This window comes from Flavobacterium flevense, assembly GCF_900142775.1.
GTDB lineage: Bacteria > Bacteroidota > Bacteroidia > Flavobacteriales > Flavobacteriaceae > Flavobacterium > Flavobacterium flevense.
Genome location: NZ_FRCC01000004.1, coordinates 324,690 through 346,726, shown reverse-complemented (window position 1 = coordinate 346,726; position 22,037 = coordinate 324,690). Strand labels below are relative to the sequence as shown.

Sequence of the window (22,037 nt, the reverse complement as noted above, 5' to 3'; positions counted from 1 at the left end):
AAAAATTTAACTTGAATAATTTGAGGGCGCAATTTAGCACTCCTCCCTCACAATTCATAATTCGCAACTGATATTTATTTCAATTTTTCGTTGTTTTTGTGACGGTCTTTATCCCGAACGGACTTCAAATCCATTTTTTTATCAAAAGCAGCCTGTAAATCAATTCCGGTTTGGTTAGCTAAACACAATACTACAAAAACCACATCGGCCAGTTCTTCACCTAAGTCTTTATTCTTATCGGATTCTTTCTCTGATTGCTCTCCGTAACGGCGGGCAATAATCCGGGCAACCTCACCTACTTCTTCGGTAAGCTGAGCCATATTAGTCAATTCATTAAAATAGCGTACACCGTGTTCTTTTATCCAGGTATCTACGTCTAATTGGGCGTTTTTTATATTCATTATTATTATATTTTTTTAAGCACTATTTTTTCATGTTGCATTTCAATCATTTTTTGATAGAAATCTTTTAGTCCTTCATAAAGATCTGCAGCAGCAATTCCGATATTTATTTCTTTTGAAACTACTATCTGGATGTTATCCCCATTTACTACACTATTGACTGAAAAAAGTAAAGATTTATCTTCAGTTGCCAACTTAACTTGTTTAGGAATAGACTCCACCTGATAACCTTCAGGAATTTTAAAATTCAAATTGTATTTTTCTTGTCGCGGATATCCAAAATACACCGGCATTTTTCTTTTTTCCTGAACAAAAGGATTTTTATTCATTGTAAAAAACAACATTGGATTAATATACATTTTACCTCCTATAATTTCACAATGATTATTGCTTGCAAAAGTAAATTTTTCAACAACAGCTTTTGATAAATCCGTATTCTTATTTTCAACACTATAATCAGTTATACTAATGCCATTAAACTCATTTTCTTTCTGCTCAAGATAATTATCATTTTTTACATTTGCTTCATTTTCTCTGAAAACAAGTGCTTCATAATCTGTTTTTTGCACTAAATATTTTCCGGATATCCCTCCGTCATCAGCAATAGAAACCAGCAAATTATAATATTCTCTGGATGGTTTATCAGGTATAAGTTTAATTTCCTCAGAAGTTTCATCCTGACGGATAAGTCTGCCGTTCCAGTTTAATGCATATAAGGGTAAAATATTGTTTGTAGTATACTTATTAGCTGCATCCAGCAAAATTTTTTCTCCATTAATTTCAACCGCAGCAACAACATAATTAAAAACAGTTCTGTTTGGAAAAACAGGAACTCCATGTTCTACAGTACTCACCAGAACAGGATTAGCTGTAATACCTGCCAAATTGAGCATATTCATTAAATTAAAATTGATTTCGGCAATATTTCCGGTTCTGTCCAGATAAGCTTGTTTCACTCCTTTATCGGTATAATATCCATACTCGCCATTCCAGTTCATTTTGCTTTGAATGAACTTAAAAACAAGATTCATCTTATCTAAGTCGGACAGAGTCTGAGCCGGATTATTAATAAGCTTCTTTAAATCTTCTATGAGATACAATCGGTCTTGCAATTCTTTACCAAAAGACTTATCTGCATAAATAGTTTTTGCAACGCCATCCCATGTTTGCGAATAATCTTTAACGGGCTGATTAGGAAATCTTGTTGTTTCTAACTCATATTGCAGTGAGGATTTGTAATTATTTATATTATCAACATAATTTTCTTTGATCAACGCAGGCACATCATCCACAACAAATGTAGATTTTATTTGTTTATAGCTAATTGACGATGTTTGTCTGTGTTCATTATCATACGTTTGAGAAGTGTGCTCTAACTTAGAATCTGATGCTACTTTAACATAGCCTGTAAGCAATTGTTTGTAGATAAAATATTCCGGGATTTCACTACAATATTCTACATGATTTGATGGAATGGGATATTGAATTTGAAATGCAGGAAATTTAGTCAGATTCTCAGATATAACGGTATATTTAAGTTCTATGACAGCACCTGTTTTTACATTAGGCATCGTTATGGTGGCTTTCTTCCAATTTTCATTTACATTATCTTTAAATGTACCTTCACTATTTAACTTAGTTTTTACAATAGCTCCATTTTCAAGATTATAGGTGACTCCATCAGAAAAACGCACCATTTCATCATTAATATTCTGGTATCCCACATAATAAGGTATTTCAAAATTAGCCCAATCTAAACCTTCTTTTTTATAAATTTTAATTCTGATTTGGATTTCATGATTAGCATAAAAACCTTTTTTGATATCATAACTAAAATAAGTTCGCCCTTTTTTAAACAGTATAGCTGCAACTGCCGAAGAATCTTTAGGATGTACTTTTTCTTTTAATTCTTCAACAGAAACTTTCCCCAATCGGAAGTCCTGCGCTTTAGAACTAAAAACGATCAAAAAGAACAGAACAGTTGTTACAAAAAACTTGTTTTTCATTGGGGTTATATTTTAGTTATAATAATTTTCTCATTCTGTTTTTCAATCATTTTTTGATAATATGATTTTAGAGCAGCATAATCTTCCGAAAGAACAGTAGAAGAATTAATTTGATTTGAAACTGAAACCTGAACTATATTTCCTACCAACTTTGTTAAATATCTAAAAACACCTACATTACCGTTCATTGTTAAAGTCATTGGCTGAGGCAAATTTTCTACTTGATAGCCATCAGGGATTTGGATATTTACAGCATATTTATCCTGAAAAGGAAAGCCGTAATCTACCGGGTATTCTCTGTTTTCCTGTTTAAACGGATTTTGCTTTCGGGTAAGAAACAACAATGGATTAATATAAATTTTGCCTCCTATGCTCTCGCTTAAATTATTACCCACAAAAGAATAAGTCTCGATTACCGGCAAATTAATTTCTTTTTCGTTTTGCAAAGAATATTCATTTATCTCGATTTTATTGTTACTGTTCTCTAATTTTTCAAGGTAAACGTCTTCTTTAAAACCTTTCATTTCGTCTCTAAAGATCATGGCATTATGTGTAGTTTTTTGACTTCTTAATTTTCCTGAAACCTCTCCTTTATCATTAATGGAATAATTCATGGAATTAAGTTCCAGAGATGGTTTTTTAGGCATTAAATCCACTGCAGCAGAAGTACCGTCTTTTCGAATCAGTCTTCCTAGCCAGTTTAAAGCTCTAAAAGGCAATACATCAGGTTCCGAATAAATATCAGATCCATCTAACAAAACCATATCATCTCCATTTTCAACTGCTGCAATAACATAATTAAAAGCGGTTCTGTTAGGGAAAAATGAAATTCCATTAGATCGTGTACTCACTAAAACGGGATTTGCATTTAAGCCTGCATAACGAAGCATTGCAGTAAGCATTAAATTAATTTCGGCTATATTTCCTGTTTTATCTTTATAAGCTTTTCTTACTCCGTCATTGCAGGAATAGCCATAATACTCGTTCCATTTCACAGCTGATTTTACAAATTTCAGTATGGCATCAATCTTTTGCTGTTGCGTATTTAAGCCCGTGAGCACCACTTTTAAATCATCTTCAAAATACCCCGTTTTGTTTAATTCCGGACCAAAATCTTCATATTCATATATTGTTCTTACTACAGCAGCCCAATCTGTAGAATAGGTCTTGGGCATCGAATTAGGATAGTTGGTCATTGATAATTCCTGCTCTAAACTAGTGGTGTAATTTCTAACATTATTAACAAATTCCTCCTCCTTTATTGCGGGCATATTTTCAGCCAGATAAGTCGTTCTGGTTTCTACATAAGCGATATCCTCACTGCTATAATTGGTATTTGTAACTCCCATTCTATTTACAACCCGCTCTTTAGAATCAATTTTTATGGATTTATTGAGTTTTTCAATTTTTATTTCAGGTCTTATAAATCCTTTTACATTGGTATTGAAAACAAAATATTCAGGAACACAATTAATATATTCTGAATGATTTACCGGAATATCAGATTGAAAATACCAATCTTTAGGACTTCCTATATTAGGGGAATGCAAAGTATATTCATATTCAATTATAGAACCTTCTTTAACATTAGGCATGGTTATTTTTTTTTGCCCCCAATACTTATTTATTACCTCATCAAATTCTCCATCACTTTTGAGTTTTGTTTTTTCTATTTTACCATCTACTAAATTATAGGTTACTGCTTCTGAAAACAGAACCTTTTCTTTTAAATTACTTTCCAAATAATAGCGAACTTCCTTATTAGCCCAATCATAACCTTCTTTTTTATAGATTTTTATTCTGGTTCTGACCACTAATTCTATTTCAAAACCTTTCTCCTGAGTGTAAACAAATTTATTCTGTGCTTTCTCAAAAAGAATCGCTGCAACTGCCGAAGAATCTTTAGGATGTACTTTTTCTTTTAATTCTTCAACAGAAACTTTCCCCAATCGGAAGTCCTGCGCTTTAGAACTAAAAACGATCAAAAAGAACAGAACAGTTGTTACAAAAAACTTGTTTTTCATTGGGTTTAGATTTTGGTTAAAATAATTTTAGCATTATCATTTCTGGAAACCTGTTCCATGAAAAGACGGTATTGATCGTATTCGGTATTAGAATAAAATCCTTTATGAACATATAAAGTTCTTTTATAGACTAAATGGGTGGTATCTTTTTTTATAATCTCGGTTTTATACTCACCAAACTTAGCATTTAATTCAAAATTGGACGGAAGAAATTCGATAGAAAACCCCTGTGGCAAAAGGAGTTCTACCTCATCTGTATCAACATAACCACGCTGGATTTCAAATGGATTTTTACGATTTCTGATGCGCTTTACACCAGTTGTATTTTGATTGTAAGCATTTATAGCAAAAATCATTTTAGAACCTGAAACAGTAGCATAACCGGCTGCACTCAGTCCAACATTTTCTACAAAAACTACTTTGTCTTTATCATTAGAAAAATTGATGTTAGCCAATTTTAAATTATTGATATTACTCCAGTATTCCTTGTAATGTATTTCTTTTTGATTGGGCTGACTATTTTCTAAACTGGCTTTATTGCTGTACTGAGAGCCTTGTGAAGCAATAGTTATACTCCCGGACAAATTGCCTTTCTCATCAATGCTGTAAGTTCCTTTGCTGTCTTGCAAATTATCTTTGTCTTCATAAATTTTAGTTCTGACTATTTCACCGCCTGTTGGTTTTACTACTAATACAGCTCTGTCATCGGTAAATTTTCCCTGATACCCAAAAGGATCATCCTGACTAGTACATTCCAGCCATATATAATTATCTTTATCAGGTATTGCTAAAATCATGTGATTTCCCTGCATCGAAACAAAATCAGCAATAATATCTCTTTTATAAGTATCACCATAGAGAATTGTATTGTAAGACGGGATACCCACTACTTCCAAAAGTGCTCTGGTGTAGTTTGTCAATGCTTTACAGTCACCATAACCCAGTCGGTCAACATCATTAGCCAGCATCGGTTTCCATCCTCCTATACCTACCTGGATACTTACATATCTTGATTTTTTCTGAACAAAATCATATATCAGCTTTGCTTTCTTTACAGGATCTGTTTCATTTGCCGTAAGCGCTTTGACTTTACTAATAGTTTCAGGAGATAATTGAGTGGTTTCTTTCAGAATTTCATCGTAATACCATTTTCCAAATTCGTTCCAGGATTTTGCTGTTCCATCTTCTCCTTCCAGATGAAAGTTTTCTAAACTCATTATTAATTTTGGAAAAATAGTTGAAGCAGCACAATAAGGTTCCTGTTTTTGTGCTAAAATTGTAGTTGCCTTATAACTCAACTGCGTATTTGTATCAGCTGTTTTTTGAATATTAAATCCTGAAAAATTAAATTCTTTACTTTTAAAACCCAGATTTTCCGGATAAGTAACATTCAAAATACTTAGCTCTACCCCAACAAGAAAATTCCTAACAGGCATCCAGTTAGGTATAAAAGCCGTATTTGAAGTTTCTACTTCACTATCATAAATTACAGTAAAAGGATATTGCGTAGGGGTGTAATCTAAATAAATATATCTCGCATCCGAAAAAAGAGTGCTACCGCTTATGGCACTTACATCTTTAAAATCTTTCTTTTTTATTTTTTTAATCTCATGACCAAAAGCATTAACTATCCTAGCTTCAGCATTCTTAACCGAAGTAGTTTTGTTGTAATTTTCAGAAGCATCAATAGCCGACAAACCACTTTCATCAAAAACAGTAACAATTCTTTTAGTCCTGATGGTCATGCTTCTTTGTGAAGAAATGATGATATCCAATTGATTCAATCGAACTACTGCATTTGCATTTTCTTTTAAACTATCTGCAATAAGTGATACAGCATATTCACTAGTCTGTGCCTGAAGTTTAAATAAAAATAATAGAAAAACTACAACAAAATGACTTTTTTTGATTTTCATATTGATTTTGAGAATAGAGACAAGTATCAAAAATAAAAAAAATCAGACAAAACACAAATAAATCGGTAGTTTTCTTAACAAGAATAAGTTGTAAGAATTAGAAACCTCAAAAAGAAGAAAAACAGTAGTTTCTTTAAAGTTTGAAATTACCTTTTTTCAAGCAATTCCATTATCATATAACGCAGTTCTTCTGCATTAAATGGCTTAGCAATATAGCTGTTAATCCCTACGGCTTTGCACGTCTCAGTAACTAAGCCTGTTACTACTGCTGACAATGCTATAATGGGAATATTTTTTTTAGTATGATTTTTCAAAGCTCTAATAGCCGAAGCAGCTTCATAACCATTCATTTCCGGCATCATTAAGTCCATTAGAATAAGATCAAAATCTTCTTTCATTAAAGCTTCAATAGCTAGTTTACCATTAGCAACGACCATACAATCCATATTAAAAGCCGATACTATTTTTTGGGTCAATACTTGATTTACATGATTGTCTTCGGCTAACAAAATTTTAATTCTGCTGCTTCTGACTGGTCTTAGCTTCTTTTTTTCGTTTTTTATTAAATCCTTCGAAGCTTCAAAATAATAATCACCTTTAGGAAAAGGAAGGGTTATGGTAAATTTAGTCCCTTCATTTAATTTACTTTTTACCTGAATATCACCATTCATGATGTCGACTATCTTTTTAACGATAGTTAACCCCAGACCTGTACCGTTTTCAACTCCTGAAACCGAATTATCCACCTGAATGTAAGGATTAAAAATACCGTGTAACTGATCCGGCGGAATTCCTATTCCGGAATCTTTAACAATAATTTTTATAAGATGCGACTCATCTTCTTCAAGCAATTTAATTTTTAAACGAATTTTACCTTTTGCAGGAGTAAACTTGACTGAATTGCTTACTAAATTAAATAAGATTTGTGAAACCCTAACCGAATCTCCAATTAAAACAGGGGGAACTTTACTATCAATTAACACCTGAAAATCAATACCTTTATCCTGTGTTTTTATAGCAAAAGTATCCTGTATTAATCGGGTTAGCTGGGATAAATTAAAAGGTTTATTGGTAAGTGTTATTTTGCCTGATTCAATTTTAGCTAAATCTAAAATATCATTGATAATTACCAGCAAAATATCTCCTGACATTTTGATGAAATCTAATTGTTGTTTTTGCTCAGAGGTTAAAGAAGGATTATTTAACAATAAATCTGTAAAACCCAGAATTCCGTTAAGAGGTGTACGGATTTCATGGCTCATATTAGACAAAAACTGATCTCTTGCTGAAGCCAGTTGCTCCGAACGATCTTTTTCTTTTACTAATTTTTCATTTATAGTTTCCAATAATTTTTTAGAAACCATAACATCTTTTAGTTCTTCCACATAGGTGTTAAAACCCATACAAAAAACATCCAGCTCATCATTAGCATCAGAAACGGGGAGATAATTAAAAAAATCTCCGGCATAACAATTGGACATTTGTTCAATAATACTCTCGGTTCTTGTTTTTTTGGACGTCATTTTTTCAGACAAAAACACTAATTCCTCATAAACATCATCCAGAGTGTTTCCATGAGTGAGTTGCTCCTGAAACTCATCTTCATTTATAGACCGCACTAAGGCTAATATTTTCTCTAGTTTAGACATCTGATATTTTGTATTCCTAATTAAATATTTGTTCTCCCGTATTTTTTTCTAAAAAACAACCGAAAACAAATCTTACTTATTCATGGCGAAAGATAGTAATTGTCTTTCAAAAAAAAGAACAATCAGCAATAATTTTAAATTAAATATAATCATTCTGATTAAGCTGTTTTTATTTTGGGCTATCGTTATCTTAATAGTGCTTTCACAACTTATTAACTATTAGAAAAAATAAAAACAGGCTCTATCTCTTTAAACATTAATCCTTTTTAGTGTAATTTTCTGCCATACTTTTCATTAGGGGTAAACTAATAATTTATTTAATTATTATATTTCGTACTTAATTTCTCTTAACCAGTTCACTGCATTCTCTTTTTTAGTAAAGCCTCTTAAAGGAATTAAAGGTCTTTTTAACTTCATAAAGGCATTGAGAGTAAATTTGGTAATATGAGAATTTAATAGTACTGCACAGGCATGTAAATATTCCTGCCCATGAATATCAGCATAATCACGTGCCTCTTTATCATAGGATTTCACACCATCAAAATTATAACACCAATATTGTTTCTCACCAGCTGATATTTCATGACGCAAATCAATTAAGATTTTTATTTTTTCTATATCAATAACCACAGGCTTTTTAAATTTAGAATAAAGAATACCTTCTTTTATCCAAAATTTAACGAAATCATTTGCCACTTCTTTCATATTTAACACGTATTATTTTTTGTAATTTATTGTTGGTTTCTGTTGTTTGAATACGATTCTATCAATTCTAAATTATAGGTTTCATCTACTTTTAGATATGCCCATTGAGGAATTGTCAAAGCTAAATATTTTTGCTTTTCAAAATCAGCTGTTAGTCCTAAATAAGTTATTTTTTTATTTAACTCATTTCCTCTTTTAACCATTTGAAACATCGCCTGTTTGTATATATGATGCGTATTAATATAATTGTAATCTAACCCAAGGATTAAAGGACAATAATGATTGCTACCCGAATAACCAAAGATAACTGCAACTACCTGATTGTTTTCTTTCAGGCTGATTTCAACAAATTCCCATTCTTTATATTTAGAAAGAACTCTGGCCATTTTTTCCGGATATTGAAAAAAATTAAATGAATAATTGGCTTTTTTAACATTCGAAAACAAATCAAAATACCGGCTGGCCTCTTCATCTGTAATGTAGTTCTTGATTTTTACATCAAACTTATCCAGATGCCTGATGGCATATTGCTTAATATTATCCCGTTTTTTCTTTGATTTTATTAAAGCCAGTAAATCGTCAGTAGTGTTCCATTTCGGATTTTTAATGATATTCGTATTGGGCATTCTTATTTTTGCATATCCTTCTTCTTCCAGAATTTGGTTTAAAACATTTCCTTCCTCAAAATCTCTAAAAATAACTGCTGTCGCTTCGATTTCCTTTTTTACTTTCGAAACAAAACCAAATAAATGCTTTACTGCATTTCTCCATTCTGCGTGTTCAACGTCCAAATAAACAAAATCACCTTCACAAAACAAAGACCCCATCGCTAATGTTTTTGAACATAAATAATAACGATCATTTTTTCGTACCTCTTCTATTTGTTTGGAAACATTTTCCTGAGCAACTATATCGTCTTTATAAATTGCTCCGGTAAAAAATGTAGCTAATACTATTTTGCCTGCCTTATCTTTGACTATAATATAATGAAAACTCCAATTCTCTTCTGGTTTCTCATTATTGGAAAAAATTTCTTCCATGGCCTGCATTCCTGAATGACTTATGTTTCCTCTGTCCTGAAACATACGATCCCAATCTATGCTACTTATATCCTGTATACTATTGTATTCTTCAACAACTAAGTTCGGGTTATTTATGTGTTTAATTGATGAATTATTTTCTTTTTTTTCCAAATGGATTCCAAATTCTTCATAAACTCTTTGCACATTATCCCCTTCTTCCTCAATAGCCTTAGGCAAATGATACGCCAGGACATCTGTCAACAAGTCAATATCTACTTTTGTATTATGACGGGTTAAAGTAAATCGCAATCCGGATTTATCATTAGGAACAACGGGAAACGTAGCTGTATTTACATAAATTCCTTCCTGCAAAACGCGATGAACAAAATTTCGGGTTACTTTATTCAAGCCACTTCCTATAAAATAAATAGGAGAATCAGGAGATGAAATATTCGTGAGATTTTTTTCTTCTAATCTTAAATTCATATAATCCATCAGTTCTTTTAATTCGGACTGATAACTATAAATATCTGCTGAGAGATGAATTTTTGCAGAAGCAATTGCTGCTCCTACATTAGCCGGAGATAATGGATGCGAATAACTTAATGGCCCGCCAAAGATATCTGTTCTTCGATACATTTCGGCATCGCCAAAAACAGCTGTTCCGCCTACACAACCAAAACCTTTAGCCAGAGTAGAAATCAAAACAATACGTTTACTAACTCCCAATCGATTATAAATATATCCGGCTCCATTTTTTCCGTCCCAACTCATGCCGTGTGCATCATCAAAATACAAATGCAATTTTGGATATTTATCCAGTAACTTTTTTAAAATAGTGGTATCAGGTAAATCACCATGCATCGAATAAACACCATCTGCCATATACCAAATACGGTTGTATTTATTGTAATTTTCGCGAATCATTTCTTCTAACATCTGATAATTAGAATGTCTGACCATTTTTACTTCTGTGCCTTGTAACTTAGTATTTTTAGAGGGAAACTGTACACTAAAATGCACTTGCTGATCGAGAATAATTAAATCATCAGGTTTTATAATTGTAGCAATTACAGAAATATGTGCATTTGAAGTTGACGTATAACAAATCACTTTATTACCATCAAATATTTGAGATATTAATTCTTCCAGTTCCTGAATGTAAGTGGGACGAATGTATGCTCTGGACATGGATAATTGCGTACCAAATTTCCTGGTAAGCTCCACAGACTGGGCTATTAAATCCGGATGTGTTTCTAATCCCAAATAACCACAGGTCCCAAAATTTTTTAAATCTTTGTTGTTAATTGTGAAATTCTTTCCGTTAAAATTTTGTTCTTCAGAATTAAGGTGCATAATCCCTTTTTCTTTGGCAGAAGACCACACACTATCCACTATATCAAGATAATTATTATGATTAATTTTCGCCAAAATGTATTGTTTTTAAAGTTAGAAAATCAGCTGTTAAGTTTGTTGCAATCTCAAATTTAACAATTAAAACAGAATAAAAAAATACATGGGAAAGTATACTACAAAAACGCTATTCCTTACTTTTACTATCCATAATTATGGTAACAGGACCGTCATTAATTAAACTGACTTTCATATCGGCACCAAACGCTCCGGTTTGTACTTTTTTACCTATTTCTGATTCTAATTTTCGAACAAAGTTTTCATAAAGAGGAACAGCAATTTCAGGCTTAGATGCTTTAATATAAGAAGGACGATTTCCTTTTTTGGTAGCGGCATGAAGTGTAAACTGACTCACCACAATAATATCACCATTGATATCCTGAACAGATAAATTCATCACATTGTTTTCATCACCAAAAATGCGAAGCTTAGCAATTTTAGCAACTAACCAATCAATATCTTCTTGTGTATCGGCATCTTCAATACCTACAAGAACCAACAACCCTTTTTCTATTGAAGCTACTATTTTATTTTCGATAGTAACAGAAGCTTCAGCGACTCTTTGAATTACAACTCTCATTGACCTCTCAATTCATCACTTTGTTTTCGATCGTAATCGTAAATATCGGTACGATAATGCTCGTCATCTCCTTCCAATATTTTTAAATAGCTATTGTATCTGGACCAGGCTATTTCATCATTCTCCAAAGCGGTTTTTACAGCACATTTAGGTTCTTCTTTATGCAGACAGTTATTGAATTTACACTGATCTTTTAATTTAAAAAATTCAGGAAAGTAACTACTAATCTCTTCTTTTTCCATATCTACAATTCCGAATCCTTTGATACCGGGAGTATCAATTATGCGGGCACCAAAAGACAAATCATACATTTCGGCAAAAGTCGTGGTATGCTGTCCTTGTTTACTGGCTTCAGAAATTTGTTTTGTCTTAAGGTCTAAGCTTGGCTCTAATGCATTAACCAACGTAGATTTCCCTACTCCGGAGTGCCCAGAAAACATACTTACCTTATCCATCATCAATTCTCTTAATTCTTCCACTCCTTTCTTTTCTGTAGAAGAAACGCGAAGACATTTATACCCGATTTTTTGATACACATATTGCATATACAACTGTTCATCAAGCGTATTATCATCTAAAGTATCAATTTTATTAAAAACCAAAACAGTTTCAATTCCGTACGCCTCGGCAGTAACTAAAAATCGGTCAATAAAATTAAAAGTCGTTGGCGGATTATTTACTGTAATTAACAAAAAGACACAATCAATATTAGCAGCAATAATGTGCATTTGATGTGACAAATTCACTGATTTTCGAACAATATAATTCTTCCTTTCGTGGATGGTATTAATTACTCCCGTAACCGCATCAGATGACTCTTCTAATTCAAAATCCACATGATCGCCCACAGCAATAGGATTAGTACTTTTAATACCTTTCATCCTAAACTTTCCTTTTATTCTGCAGTCCACAAAATTCCCTTCGTCGGATTTTACGGTGTACCAGCTTCCTGTTGATTTATAAACGATTCCTGTCATTTGCAATTTTAGATTTCCGAATTCAGATTTTAGATTAGAATGTTTGCAAAGATAAAGGAATTATGGAGGATTTTTTATTTTAGAATACTAATAAACAAAAAATCCCAAAACATAAAGTTCTGGGATTTCTTATATATAATTCTAAATTATCGAAATCTAAAATCTGAATTCAATTATCCGTTGATAATTTTTTCCTGGTGTTCAATGCTTTCCTGGTGAATTGATTTGAACAATTTAGTGATAAATTCTTCAGACAATCCTTTTTTAGAACCTTCTGCAATCATTTTACCCTGAATTTCATTCCAACGGTTGTTTTGCAATACAGCTACATTGTTTTCTTTTTTCACCTGACCAATTTCGTCAGCTACTTTCATCCTTTTTCCTAAAAGCTCTAATAAATTAGCATCTAAAACATCAATATTAGCTCTCAATTTAGCCATTTTGTTTTCGAAATCAGGAGTATCTCCGCTTACTTTTCTAATTTTTAAGTCTTTCAGGATTTGTTTCAATGCATCCGGAGTAACTTGTTGAGCAGCATCAGACCAGGCATTATCCGGATCAATATGCGTTTCGATAATCATACCGTCATAGTTCAAATCTAAAGCTTCCTGAGTTACTTCAAGAATCATGTTACGGTTTCCTGTAATGTGAGATGGATCTATGATTAATGGTAAATCAGGGAATTTATTTTGCAATTCGATAGCAATTTGCCACTCTGGAATATTTCTGTATTTCGTTTTCTCGTAAGTAGAAAAACCTCTGTGGATTACTCCTAAATTTTTGATACCAGCCATGTGTAAACGCTCCACACCACCTAACCACAAAGCCATATCCGGGTTTACTGGGTTTTTAACCAAAACGATTTTATCAGTTCCGGCTAATGTATCAGCAATTTCCTGAACAGCAAATGGATTAGCTGTTGTACGTGCTCCAACCCATAATACATCGATATCATATTCTAAAGCTAATTTACAGTGAGCCGCTGTAGCAACCTCAGTTCCCATCAACAATCCTGTTTCTTCTTTAGCTTTTTTCAACCATTTTAATCCTATTTCTCCAATTCCTTCAAATCCTCCCGGACGAGTTCTTGGCTTCCAAATTCCTGCTCTAAATACGCTTACATCAGAATTTTTCAATTCGTGAGCAATTTTTAAAACCTGCTCTTCTGTTTCAGCACTACAAGGTCCTGCTATCACAAATGGATGATTCAATTTGAAAGCATCCAACCAATTTCTCATTTCTTTCTTGTTTTCCATCTTTTTAATTATTTATTTCCTTTTTTTTATTGTGTTGTTTTATTCTCTTACTCTATTTTTTAACGCTTATACCGTTTAATATTTCTCTAATTTTATTCACACTGGCCATTTCGTCATAAATTGCATTGTAATCATCCTGTGCCAGTAGATCCCTGAACTGTGTCAGATTCGAAATATATTCTTCTAATGATTCCAAAACCTGTGCTTTATTCTGCTCAAAAATAGGTGTCCACATGGCTGGTGAACTCTTAGCTAAACGCACTGTACTTTCAAAACCGGAACCTGCCATGTCAAAAATATCCTGCTCATGCTTTTCTTTTTCAATTACGGTTTTCCCTAACATAAAAGAACTGATGTGCGATAAATGTGAAACATAAGCAATATGTTTATCATGCGATTTAGGGTCCATATACCTGATACGCATTCCCATAGCTTTGAACACTTCCAAGGCTTTTTCCTGCAACTTGAAAGCCGTTTTTTCAACTTCGCAAATGATATTCGTTTTATCTCTGAACAAATTTCTCAACGCTGCTGAAGGACCTGAAAATTCCGTTCCTGCAATAGGATGTGTGGCTATAAAATTTCTTCTTTTAGGATGATTAGCAACCGCTTTACAAATAGGATTCTTAGTAGAGCCTACTTCTAAAACAATGGCATTATCTCCAACTAAATCCAATACCTGAGGCAATAAACGAATAGCAACATTAACAGGAACCGATACAATTACAAAATCAGCATTTGCTAAATCTTCCATCGTAGCCGCAACATCAATTACGCCTAACTCTAATGCTTGTTGCAAATGGTTTTCATTAGCATCTATTCCGTAAATTGTAGCTTCAGGATAAAGTGCTTTGATGTCTAAAACCATCGAACCACCTATTAATCCTACACCTATTACAAATACTTTCATTTTATTAAAATCTATCTATTGCTTCCTGAACTTTTTCTTCTTTCACACATAATGCAAATCGAATATATCCTTCTCCATTAGAACCAAAAATAGTTCCCGGTGCAATAAAAATATATTTTTCATGCAAAATCTGATCGATGAACTTCTCTGCCGATTTTATTCCTTCAGGCAATTTAGCCCAAACAAACAATCCTACTCCTTCTTTATAAACTTTACAACCTAATTTTTCAGCTAATTGCTCTGTTAAAACGCGGCGTTTTTTATACACTTCATTCATGGAATCAAACCATGATTTGTCACTTTTTAATGCTTCGATAGCTCCTTTTTGGATTCCAAAAAACATTCCGCTATCCATATTACTTTTTACTCTTAAAACAGCATCTATCAAATCAGCATTTCCGGAAACCATTCCTACTCGCCATCCTGCCATATTAAAAGTTTTACTCAATGAGTTCAACTCTAAAGCTACTTCTTTAGCTCCTTCAACCTGCAACAAACTCATCGGATTGTCATTCAAAACAAAACTATATGGATTGTCATTAACTAACAGTATTTGGTGTTTTTTGGCGAAAGCCACTAACTTTTCAAACAAAGCCAGACTTCCTCTCGCTCCTGTTGGCATGTGCGGATAACCTATCCACATTAACTTTACTTTCGATAAATCTAATTTTTCTAAAGCATCAAAATCAGGTTCCCAATTATTAGCTTCAGCCAAATCATAATAAACTGCTTCAGCTCCTACTAAATTCGTTACCGAAGTATACGTGGGATAACCCGGATTAGGAATTAAAACCTGATCTCCTTCATTCAGGAAAGCCAGTGAAATGTGCATAATCCCTTCTTTCGAACCCATTAAAGGCAAAATTTCCGTATTTGGATTTAAAGTTACCTGAAAATTATTCTTGTAGAAATCAGCCATACTGCTTCTCAATTCCGGCAAACCCTGATAACTTTGATATCCATGTGCATTTACATCTTGCATAGCCAGTGCAACGGCGTCAATAACAGCCTGAGACGGTGCCAAATCAGGACTCCCAATTCCCATATTGATAATCGGTTTCCCTTCTGATGCTAATTGTCTCACTTCTCTCAACTTAGATGAAAAGTAGTATTCCTCAACTGTATTTAATCTATTTGCTGTTGTAATCATGATTTACATTCTCTTTATAGAGTTTTCTATCTTTTTCCTTGTCATTCTTAGCGAAGTTTAAAAAAACTTCTCACTACTAACTTCCTGATTCTATTAAAGGCTTGGTATTTCTATATTCTCCCAATACTTTAAAATATTCTGCCATGATGGCTAATAATGATTTTGCTTTAGCATAATCTTCATATTTTTCAAAAGTAACATCCACGAAAAAAGAATATTTCCAGGGTGTTTCAATTTTTGGCAGCGATTGAATTTTAGTTAAATTCATTTTACAATCGCTCATTACATTCAAAACTGCTGCTAAACTTCCTCGTTTATGGTCTAATTCAAATTTTAAAGAAGCTCTGTTTATTTCGTTTTCAGGAACAAATGAATTCTCTTTATTAATGATAACAAAACGAGTCATGTTATTTTTTATCGTTTGAATCTCGGGAGCCAAAATTTCTAAATCATACATTTCAGCAGCTGTTTTACTTGCAATTGCCGCAATTCCATTTAGCTGATTTTCCTGAATTCTACGAGCTGTTTCGGCCGTATCTTTATCCTCAACTAATTTGATGTGTGGGTATTGTTTTAAAAAATCCATACATTGCAATAATGCCATTGGATGCGAATAAACTTCTTTTATATCTGCAATACTTTGTCCTTTTAATGCCATCAAATTCTGATGAATTCTCAAATAATGCTCTCCTATAATATGTAAATTATTCTTGTCAATTAATGCATAATTGGGAATAATAGGACCTGCAATAGAATTTTCTATAGCCATCACTGCCTGAGTTGATTTCCCTGACAAAAGACTATCTACTAATTCATCAAAAGACAAACACTCATCTACCACTACATTTTGCTCATAATATTCCTGAGCCACCTGATGATGAAAAGAACCTAGTATACCTTGTATCGCAATTTTTGTTTCCATTTAATCAAAAAAAAATCCTGATTTTCATCAGGATTGTATATTAGTTTTATTTGTTTTATATTTTCAAATTACCATAGCACAATCCTATCTCTCGCTAAAGAAATAAAAAGTAGTGCTAAAATAGAAACGGTTATTTGACATCTTGATATAATTATCTGTAAATATTTTTTTTACTTTGCAAATGTAGAATTAATTTTCAATTGAGCAAAAAATATTTTGCATTTTGTATAAAAAAAATCAAGCAATGATTTTTCTGTTTATTTTTGCTGTAAATTTCAAAGAAACATGTCAATAGAAGTAAAAAATATTTCCAAAAGTTATGGCGACCAAAAGGCATTGGACAACCTATCATTTTCTATAAAAAAAGGAGAAATTGTGGGTTTTTTGGGTCCAAATGGTGCCGGAAAATCAACCTTGATGAAAATATTGACCACCTACCTTGCTGCCGATGAAGGAAAAGCTTTAGTAAACGGACAGGATGTTAACAGTAATCCAAAAGCGGTTCAGCTTTCTATTGGTTATTTACCGGAGCATAATCCGTTGTATTTAGATTTGTACGTGAGAGAATATCTGGCTTTTAATGCCGATGTTTATAAAGTTGCCAAATCCAGAATAGAAGAAGTAATAGCATTAACGGGTTTGACTACTGAGAGCCATAAAAAAATAGCGGAACTTTCTAAAGGATACCGTCAACGTGTGGGACTTGCTAATGCTTTGCTGCACAATCCTGATGTATTAATTCTGGATGAACCTACTACCGGCTTAGATCCAAACCAGTTACTTGAAATACGCAACGTGATCAAAAATGCAGGAAAAGACAAAACTGTTTTTCTTTCTACGCATATTATGCAGGAAGTAGAAGCCATTTGTGACCGCGTAATTATCATCAACAAAGGAAAAATTGTTACTGATAAAAAATTAAATACTTTAATTTCTGCCGAAAAAGAACAGATTATCGAAGTCGAATTTGATTATAAAATTGAAGAACAAGCTATTGCTAAAATTGAAAATTTAGTAGCTTATAAAAACACCCATGACATGACCTGGGAATTGACTTTCAAAGCTGACAAAGACATGCGTCCTGCTGTTTTTGATTTTGCCAATGCCAATGGTTTAAAAACACTGCAACTCAATCAGAAAAATAAAAATCTGGAAGCGGTATTTAGAGAGATTACAAAGTAGAAACTACCTTTTTAAAGAAAAATGTCCTTTCAATACTTTGCCATTTTCCCTAGTTACTACAAACCAATAATCCGTTGCCGGCAATTCCTTTCCATTGAAATTACCATCCCAAGAGGAAGAATTACCATTTAATTCTTTGATAATTTTCCCATAACGGTCGAATATCTTGGTATTTAAAGTGGGTTCTGATGCAGAAAACCTAACAGACCAAGAATCGTTATAACCATCCCCATTTGGAGTGAAATATTTAGGATAACTCAACACAAATACTTCTTGGTTGACAATCCCACAATTATTTTTATCCCGAACATAAACTATATAATCTCCACTCCGTAATCCTGAAAAGGTATTACTTTCTTGATAATTTATTGCATCTAAAGAATACTCATAATCCCCAATACTACTATTAGTCAATTCAACAATAATTACATTATCCGCATCCGTCCAATCCTGAATCTTAATTTCTGAAATTGTCGCCACATTAGATAAAACTACAGAAAAATCTTTTGTTGATGAACAAATTACACTGCCATGTTTTTGAATTACAGTAACCCAATAGGATCCCAATTCAGAAACGATTATTGTCTTTGAAGTGGCTCCTGTTGACCACAAATAACTATCAAAACCAGAGCCAGCATCAATAGTAACACTTGAATTTTCACAAAGCGTTACATTATCTCCAATTGTAATTACAGGCTCTGAAAACAAAGTCAGTACTATTTTCACAACCTGGTAACATTTATCATTAGAATCAACTCTCGCATAAAGTGTAGTTACACCCATTTTCAAACTATAGTTATTTGCCGAGATAATTTCAACCGAATTATTTTGATTTTGAGCATCAAGAAGAGTAGGGTAAAACCGTATTTGAGTTGATGCATCTAAAGTAATGGCTCTATTATAAGAAACCAAATCTACTCTCTCAACACCATCATTAAAATCATCACAAAACGAAGCTGAGACATCATTCACAACTACTGTTGGATTACCTATAGAAACAGAAACCCTCAATCTACCAACACTTTCACAGCCATCCAGCGTTTGTGAAGCATAATATTGTCCTCCGTCAATTAATGGAACTGAAGCAGACAAGGCAGTACCATTTGCAGCTAAATCATACCATACTATACCTGTTCCAATAGCTTCTAAATCTCTAATCGCAGCATTTTGCGTGGAACAAAAGCTTTGAACTGAATTACCGGTAGGTGCAGCTGTATCATGAACCGTAACAAGAACAGGAATTCTTTCGCTTTCGCACATAGAAATAGTTTGCGAGGCATAATAAGTTCTACTAGTCAGAACTGTCGTTCCACTTAATAAATTCCCAAAACCAGGTGCATCATACCACTTAATATTAGTTCCTGAAATTGTAATATCATTAAGTTTTTTACTGTCTTGCACACAGAAACTTTGAGAAGAGTTAGCAACCACAGGAAGAGGTTCAGTACTCACATACGGACGTATAACAACCTCATTAGCAACAAATGAGCTACAACCCAAATTATTTTTTATCAATACCTGATAGGTCCCTGGAACTAAATTACTCTTAATTTTTGTTATTCCTTCAGTAATACCTCCATCAAAACTATAAGCAGTAGCATCATCTAAAATCTCAATTGTTCCCATTCGATTATAACAATCGGGCTGGGTAACGGTAACGGAAGGTGTGGGGGGATAATCTTTAGGAATAGCAACATTTATGGATAATGGTAAACTTTGACATAATCGACTATCTCTCGTTTTTATTACATAGTTTCCAGAAATTAATCCCGACTTTACATTATCATCTTGCCAGGTTTGACCATTATCAAAACTATATTGAGCATCTGGACTTGTAATAGTTATCGTTCCAAAGGCATCAATACAACTTAAAGGCTGGCTAATAACTGCCGTTGGAAGAAGACCAGTTGTAGCATCGTAGTTTACAAGAACATTATCAGTCACAGAAACACAAACACCACTCTTCACACTAACAGTATAATTACCTCCACTCAAATTAGAGAACACCATTTCTGGTTGATAATTCTCACCATCAATACTATATAAAAGTCCTTTGGGCTCAGTTATGGAAATAGTAGCTGTTGTAACATCACAGCTAGGCTGTGTGACTTGCACAACAGGCTTAACAGGCCCCATCATTACATTAGCAGTTACAAGATCCGAGTAAACACGACAATTTATATTATCAATCTCTCTTATATCAGCATTTCCTACCCGAAAATTATAATTTCCTTCAGTTGTGGGAGTAAAAGAATATTGAATTCTATTTGCACCCGGAATATCAGTCCAAACATAATTATTCTCTTCACTACTAACTTGCCATTGATATCCATTTTTAGGAAGACCCGTTTCTATTTTATAACTAGCTGTCAATACTATGTTTGAATTTATTGAATTAATACAAACATCAGAATATAACGAAGTGGAATTAATATCAGCATATACCTTATTATTAACAGGCCTAACTAAAAATTCATCAACAGCAATAGGATTCTGTTTATCTAGCTCTATTGAAAAATTCTTCATTCGGATTATTACTGTAGAAACACCTCTGGGTGTAAATTCAAAAGTACTTTGTCTCCAATAACCATACGAATATGGACTAATACTGACATAGAAGGTATTTAAAATATTTCCATTAGTATCCTCAACTGTAGTAACAACAATACCAGTAGGCTTATCTATAACTGCAGGATCAAACTTAAGAAGACTCCTAAACATTGCAGAAATCTCATAGGTAGCTCCAGGACATAATCCAGTAATTGTATTTTTAAAAAAATAATCAAAATTAGAATTACCTGAATCAACTAAAAGCATATATCCATATCCTCCTGAAATATCACCTATGGGTTCATTAAATTCTGGTAAAGTTAAGGAGTTTCTAACCATATAGGACCCTTTAACAGGCAATCCCTCGCCTCTGACATAGGAATAATTCGTCATTCCGTAATACAATTCTGGACCATCAGCTGAATATCCAAAACCGAAATCAAAATAAGAGACTGGATCACCATAACTCTTCTTACCAAGAGGAAATTGTGACCATACTTGTAAAGTAGATAAAAAGAAAAACAAAAGGCAACTTATATATTTTAAATTCAAAGTAAATAAAAATTTAATTTGATTAAAGATATACAATTATTTAACAACGCAATTAATTTTGCTAAAATTCGTAAAAAAATACAGACAAATAATTTTGAAAACAATGTTTGATTTTTGAACAAAAACAATACTAACCACATATCAAAAAGGTGTCCTTTTATGGGTTATGGATTTATCGCTTCTTCAAGAGTTTTTGTTCCTGTAGCTTTTGTAGACAACAAAGCAGGAACAGGATGCTGGACATTGGTATTCGGTGTAAGCGCAGGATTTGAAACAGCCGCATTTGCAACAGGCTTAGAATTTAATGGTGCTCCAACAGCTATATCACAACGATGCCCTTCTTCACCATGAGGAGGATTCATCCCTTTTGCAGTTGCTACTTTAGGCGGGGACATTTTAGAAGTTACCATCTGAGTAGTCTGAGACTGAACATTCGTTTGACTACTAGCAGCATTTTTATTTGGAGCACTATTCAAAGGAGCTCCAACTGCTATATCACAACGGTGATTAGGCTGACCATGTGCAGGATTAACAGCTCCTGTAACAGATGCAGCTGAAGCCGTAGCTGTATTATTTTCACGAAACAAATTATGCTGTTCAACTACTGGAGTTTGCGGACTATTAGCTGTAGTCGTTTGTTGTGTAAAAGGCACTACAGCCCCATCCATAACTTGTGCTTTTTTACTATCATCATTTTTACAAGATGTAAAAGTTATAACAGTCGCTAAAAAAGTATAATAAAAATGTTTCATCTTGAAAAAACTATTACAGTGAACTCAAATATAGCATTTTAACAGCAAAAAATCAAAATATTATCATTTC

The 22,037-nt window shown here is 33.1% G+C and carries 16 protein-coding genes; 1 reads left to right on the top strand and 15 read right to left on the bottom strand.

Features of this window, described 5'->3' with window-relative positions:
• Positions 1–74: 74 nt before the first annotated feature.
• From BUB89_RS09415 to BUB89_RS09355, 13 genes are all read right to left on the bottom strand, one after another.
• Positions 75–401, bottom strand: coding sequence for a nucleotide pyrophosphohydrolase (locus BUB89_RS09415; protein WP_073244323.1), 327 nt, complete (start codon positions 399–401; stop codon positions 75–77).
• A 5-nt stretch (positions 402–406) separates the two neighbouring features.
• Complete coding sequence (locus BUB89_RS09410) at positions 407–2,407, bottom strand: DUF3857 domain-containing protein (RefSeq protein WP_073244322.1); 2,001 nt, start codon at positions 2,405–2,407, stop codon at positions 407–409.
• Between the two features lie 5 nt (positions 2,408–2,412).
• Positions 2,413–4,431 carry a DUF3857 domain-containing protein gene (locus BUB89_RS09405; RefSeq protein ID WP_073244320.1) on the bottom strand — a complete coding sequence of 673 codons (2,019 nt, stop codon included), beginning with the start codon at positions 4,429–4,431 and terminating at the stop codon, positions 2,413–2,415.
• Between the two features lie 5 nt (positions 4,432–4,436).
• Positions 4,437–6,347: a transglutaminase family protein gene (locus BUB89_RS09400; RefSeq protein ID WP_073244318.1), complete on the bottom strand. Its 1,911-nt coding sequence runs from the start codon at positions 6,345–6,347 to the stop codon at positions 4,437–4,439.
• Between the two features lie 146 nt (positions 6,348–6,493).
• Positions 6,494–7,996 (bottom strand): ATP-binding protein, encoded by a 1,503-nt coding sequence (locus BUB89_RS09395; protein WP_073244316.1) that lies wholly within the window; start codon positions 7,994–7,996, stop codon positions 6,494–6,496.
• Between the two features lie 324 nt (positions 7,997–8,320).
• Entirely contained in the window at positions 8,321–8,701 is a 381-nt protein-coding gene (locus BUB89_RS09390; RefSeq protein ID WP_073244314.1) for a DUF7793 family protein, read from the bottom strand.
• 26 nt (positions 8,702–8,727) lie between these two features.
• Positions 8,728–11,154: an aminotransferase class I/II-fold pyridoxal phosphate-dependent enzyme gene (locus BUB89_RS09385; RefSeq protein ID WP_073244312.1), complete on the bottom strand. Its 2,427-nt coding sequence runs from the start codon at positions 11,152–11,154 to the stop codon at positions 8,728–8,730.
• 109 nt (positions 11,155–11,263) lie between these two features.
• Entirely contained in the window at positions 11,264–11,716 is a 453-nt protein-coding gene (gene dtd, locus BUB89_RS09380; protein ID WP_073244310.1) for a D-aminoacyl-tRNA deacylase, read from the bottom strand.
• Positions 11,713–12,693 carry a ribosome small subunit-dependent GTPase A gene (rsgA, locus tag BUB89_RS09375; protein WP_073244308.1) on the bottom strand — a complete coding sequence of 327 codons (981 nt, stop codon included), beginning with the start codon at positions 12,691–12,693 and terminating at the stop codon, positions 11,713–11,715. The genes dtd and rsgA overlap by 4 nt, the downstream gene beginning before the upstream one ends.
• A 173-nt stretch (positions 12,694–12,866) precedes the next feature.
• Positions 12,867–13,949, bottom strand: a complete 1,083-nt coding sequence (locus BUB89_RS09370) for a bifunctional 3-deoxy-7-phosphoheptulonate synthase/chorismate mutase type II (protein WP_073244306.1) — start codon at positions 13,947–13,949, stop codon at positions 12,867–12,869.
• Between the two features lie 52 nt (positions 13,950–14,001).
• Positions 14,002–14,859, bottom strand: coding sequence for a prephenate dehydrogenase (locus BUB89_RS09365; protein WP_073244304.1), 858 nt, complete (start codon positions 14,857–14,859; stop codon positions 14,002–14,004).
• A 4-nt stretch (positions 14,860–14,863) separates the two neighbouring features.
• Positions 14,864–16,009 carry a pyridoxal phosphate-dependent aminotransferase gene (locus BUB89_RS09360; protein ID WP_073244302.1) on the bottom strand — a complete coding sequence of 382 codons (1,146 nt, stop codon included), beginning with the start codon at positions 16,007–16,009 and terminating at the stop codon, positions 14,864–14,866.
• 76 nt (positions 16,010–16,085) lie between these two features.
• The gene (locus tag BUB89_RS09355) at positions 16,086–16,931 is read right to left on the bottom strand and encodes a prephenate dehydratase (RefSeq protein ID WP_073244300.1); all 846 of its coding nucleotides are present in this window, start codon (positions 16,929–16,931) and stop codon (positions 16,086–16,088) included.
• 285 nt (positions 16,932–17,216) lie between these two features.
• On the opposite strand from BUB89_RS09355, the gene gldA reads away from it, so the two are divergent.
• Positions 17,217–18,113, top strand: a complete 897-nt coding sequence (gene gldA / locus BUB89_RS09350) for a gliding motility-associated ABC transporter ATP-binding subunit GldA (RefSeq protein WP_073244298.1) — start codon at positions 17,217–17,219, stop codon at positions 18,111–18,113.
• Between the two features lie 3 nt (positions 18,114–18,116).
• Here the strand turns inward: gldA and BUB89_RS09345 are convergent, their stop codons facing one another.
• Positions 18,117–21,215 (bottom strand): T9SS type B sorting domain-containing protein, encoded by a 3,099-nt coding sequence (locus tag BUB89_RS09345; protein ID WP_141384383.1) that lies wholly within the window; start codon positions 21,213–21,215, stop codon positions 18,117–18,119.
• A 164-nt stretch (positions 21,216–21,379) separates the two neighbouring features.
• Positions 21,380–21,967: a hypothetical protein gene (locus BUB89_RS09340; RefSeq protein WP_073244294.1), complete on the bottom strand. Its 588-nt coding sequence runs from the start codon at positions 21,965–21,967 to the stop codon at positions 21,380–21,382.
• Positions 21,968–22,037: the final 70 nt, after the last annotated feature.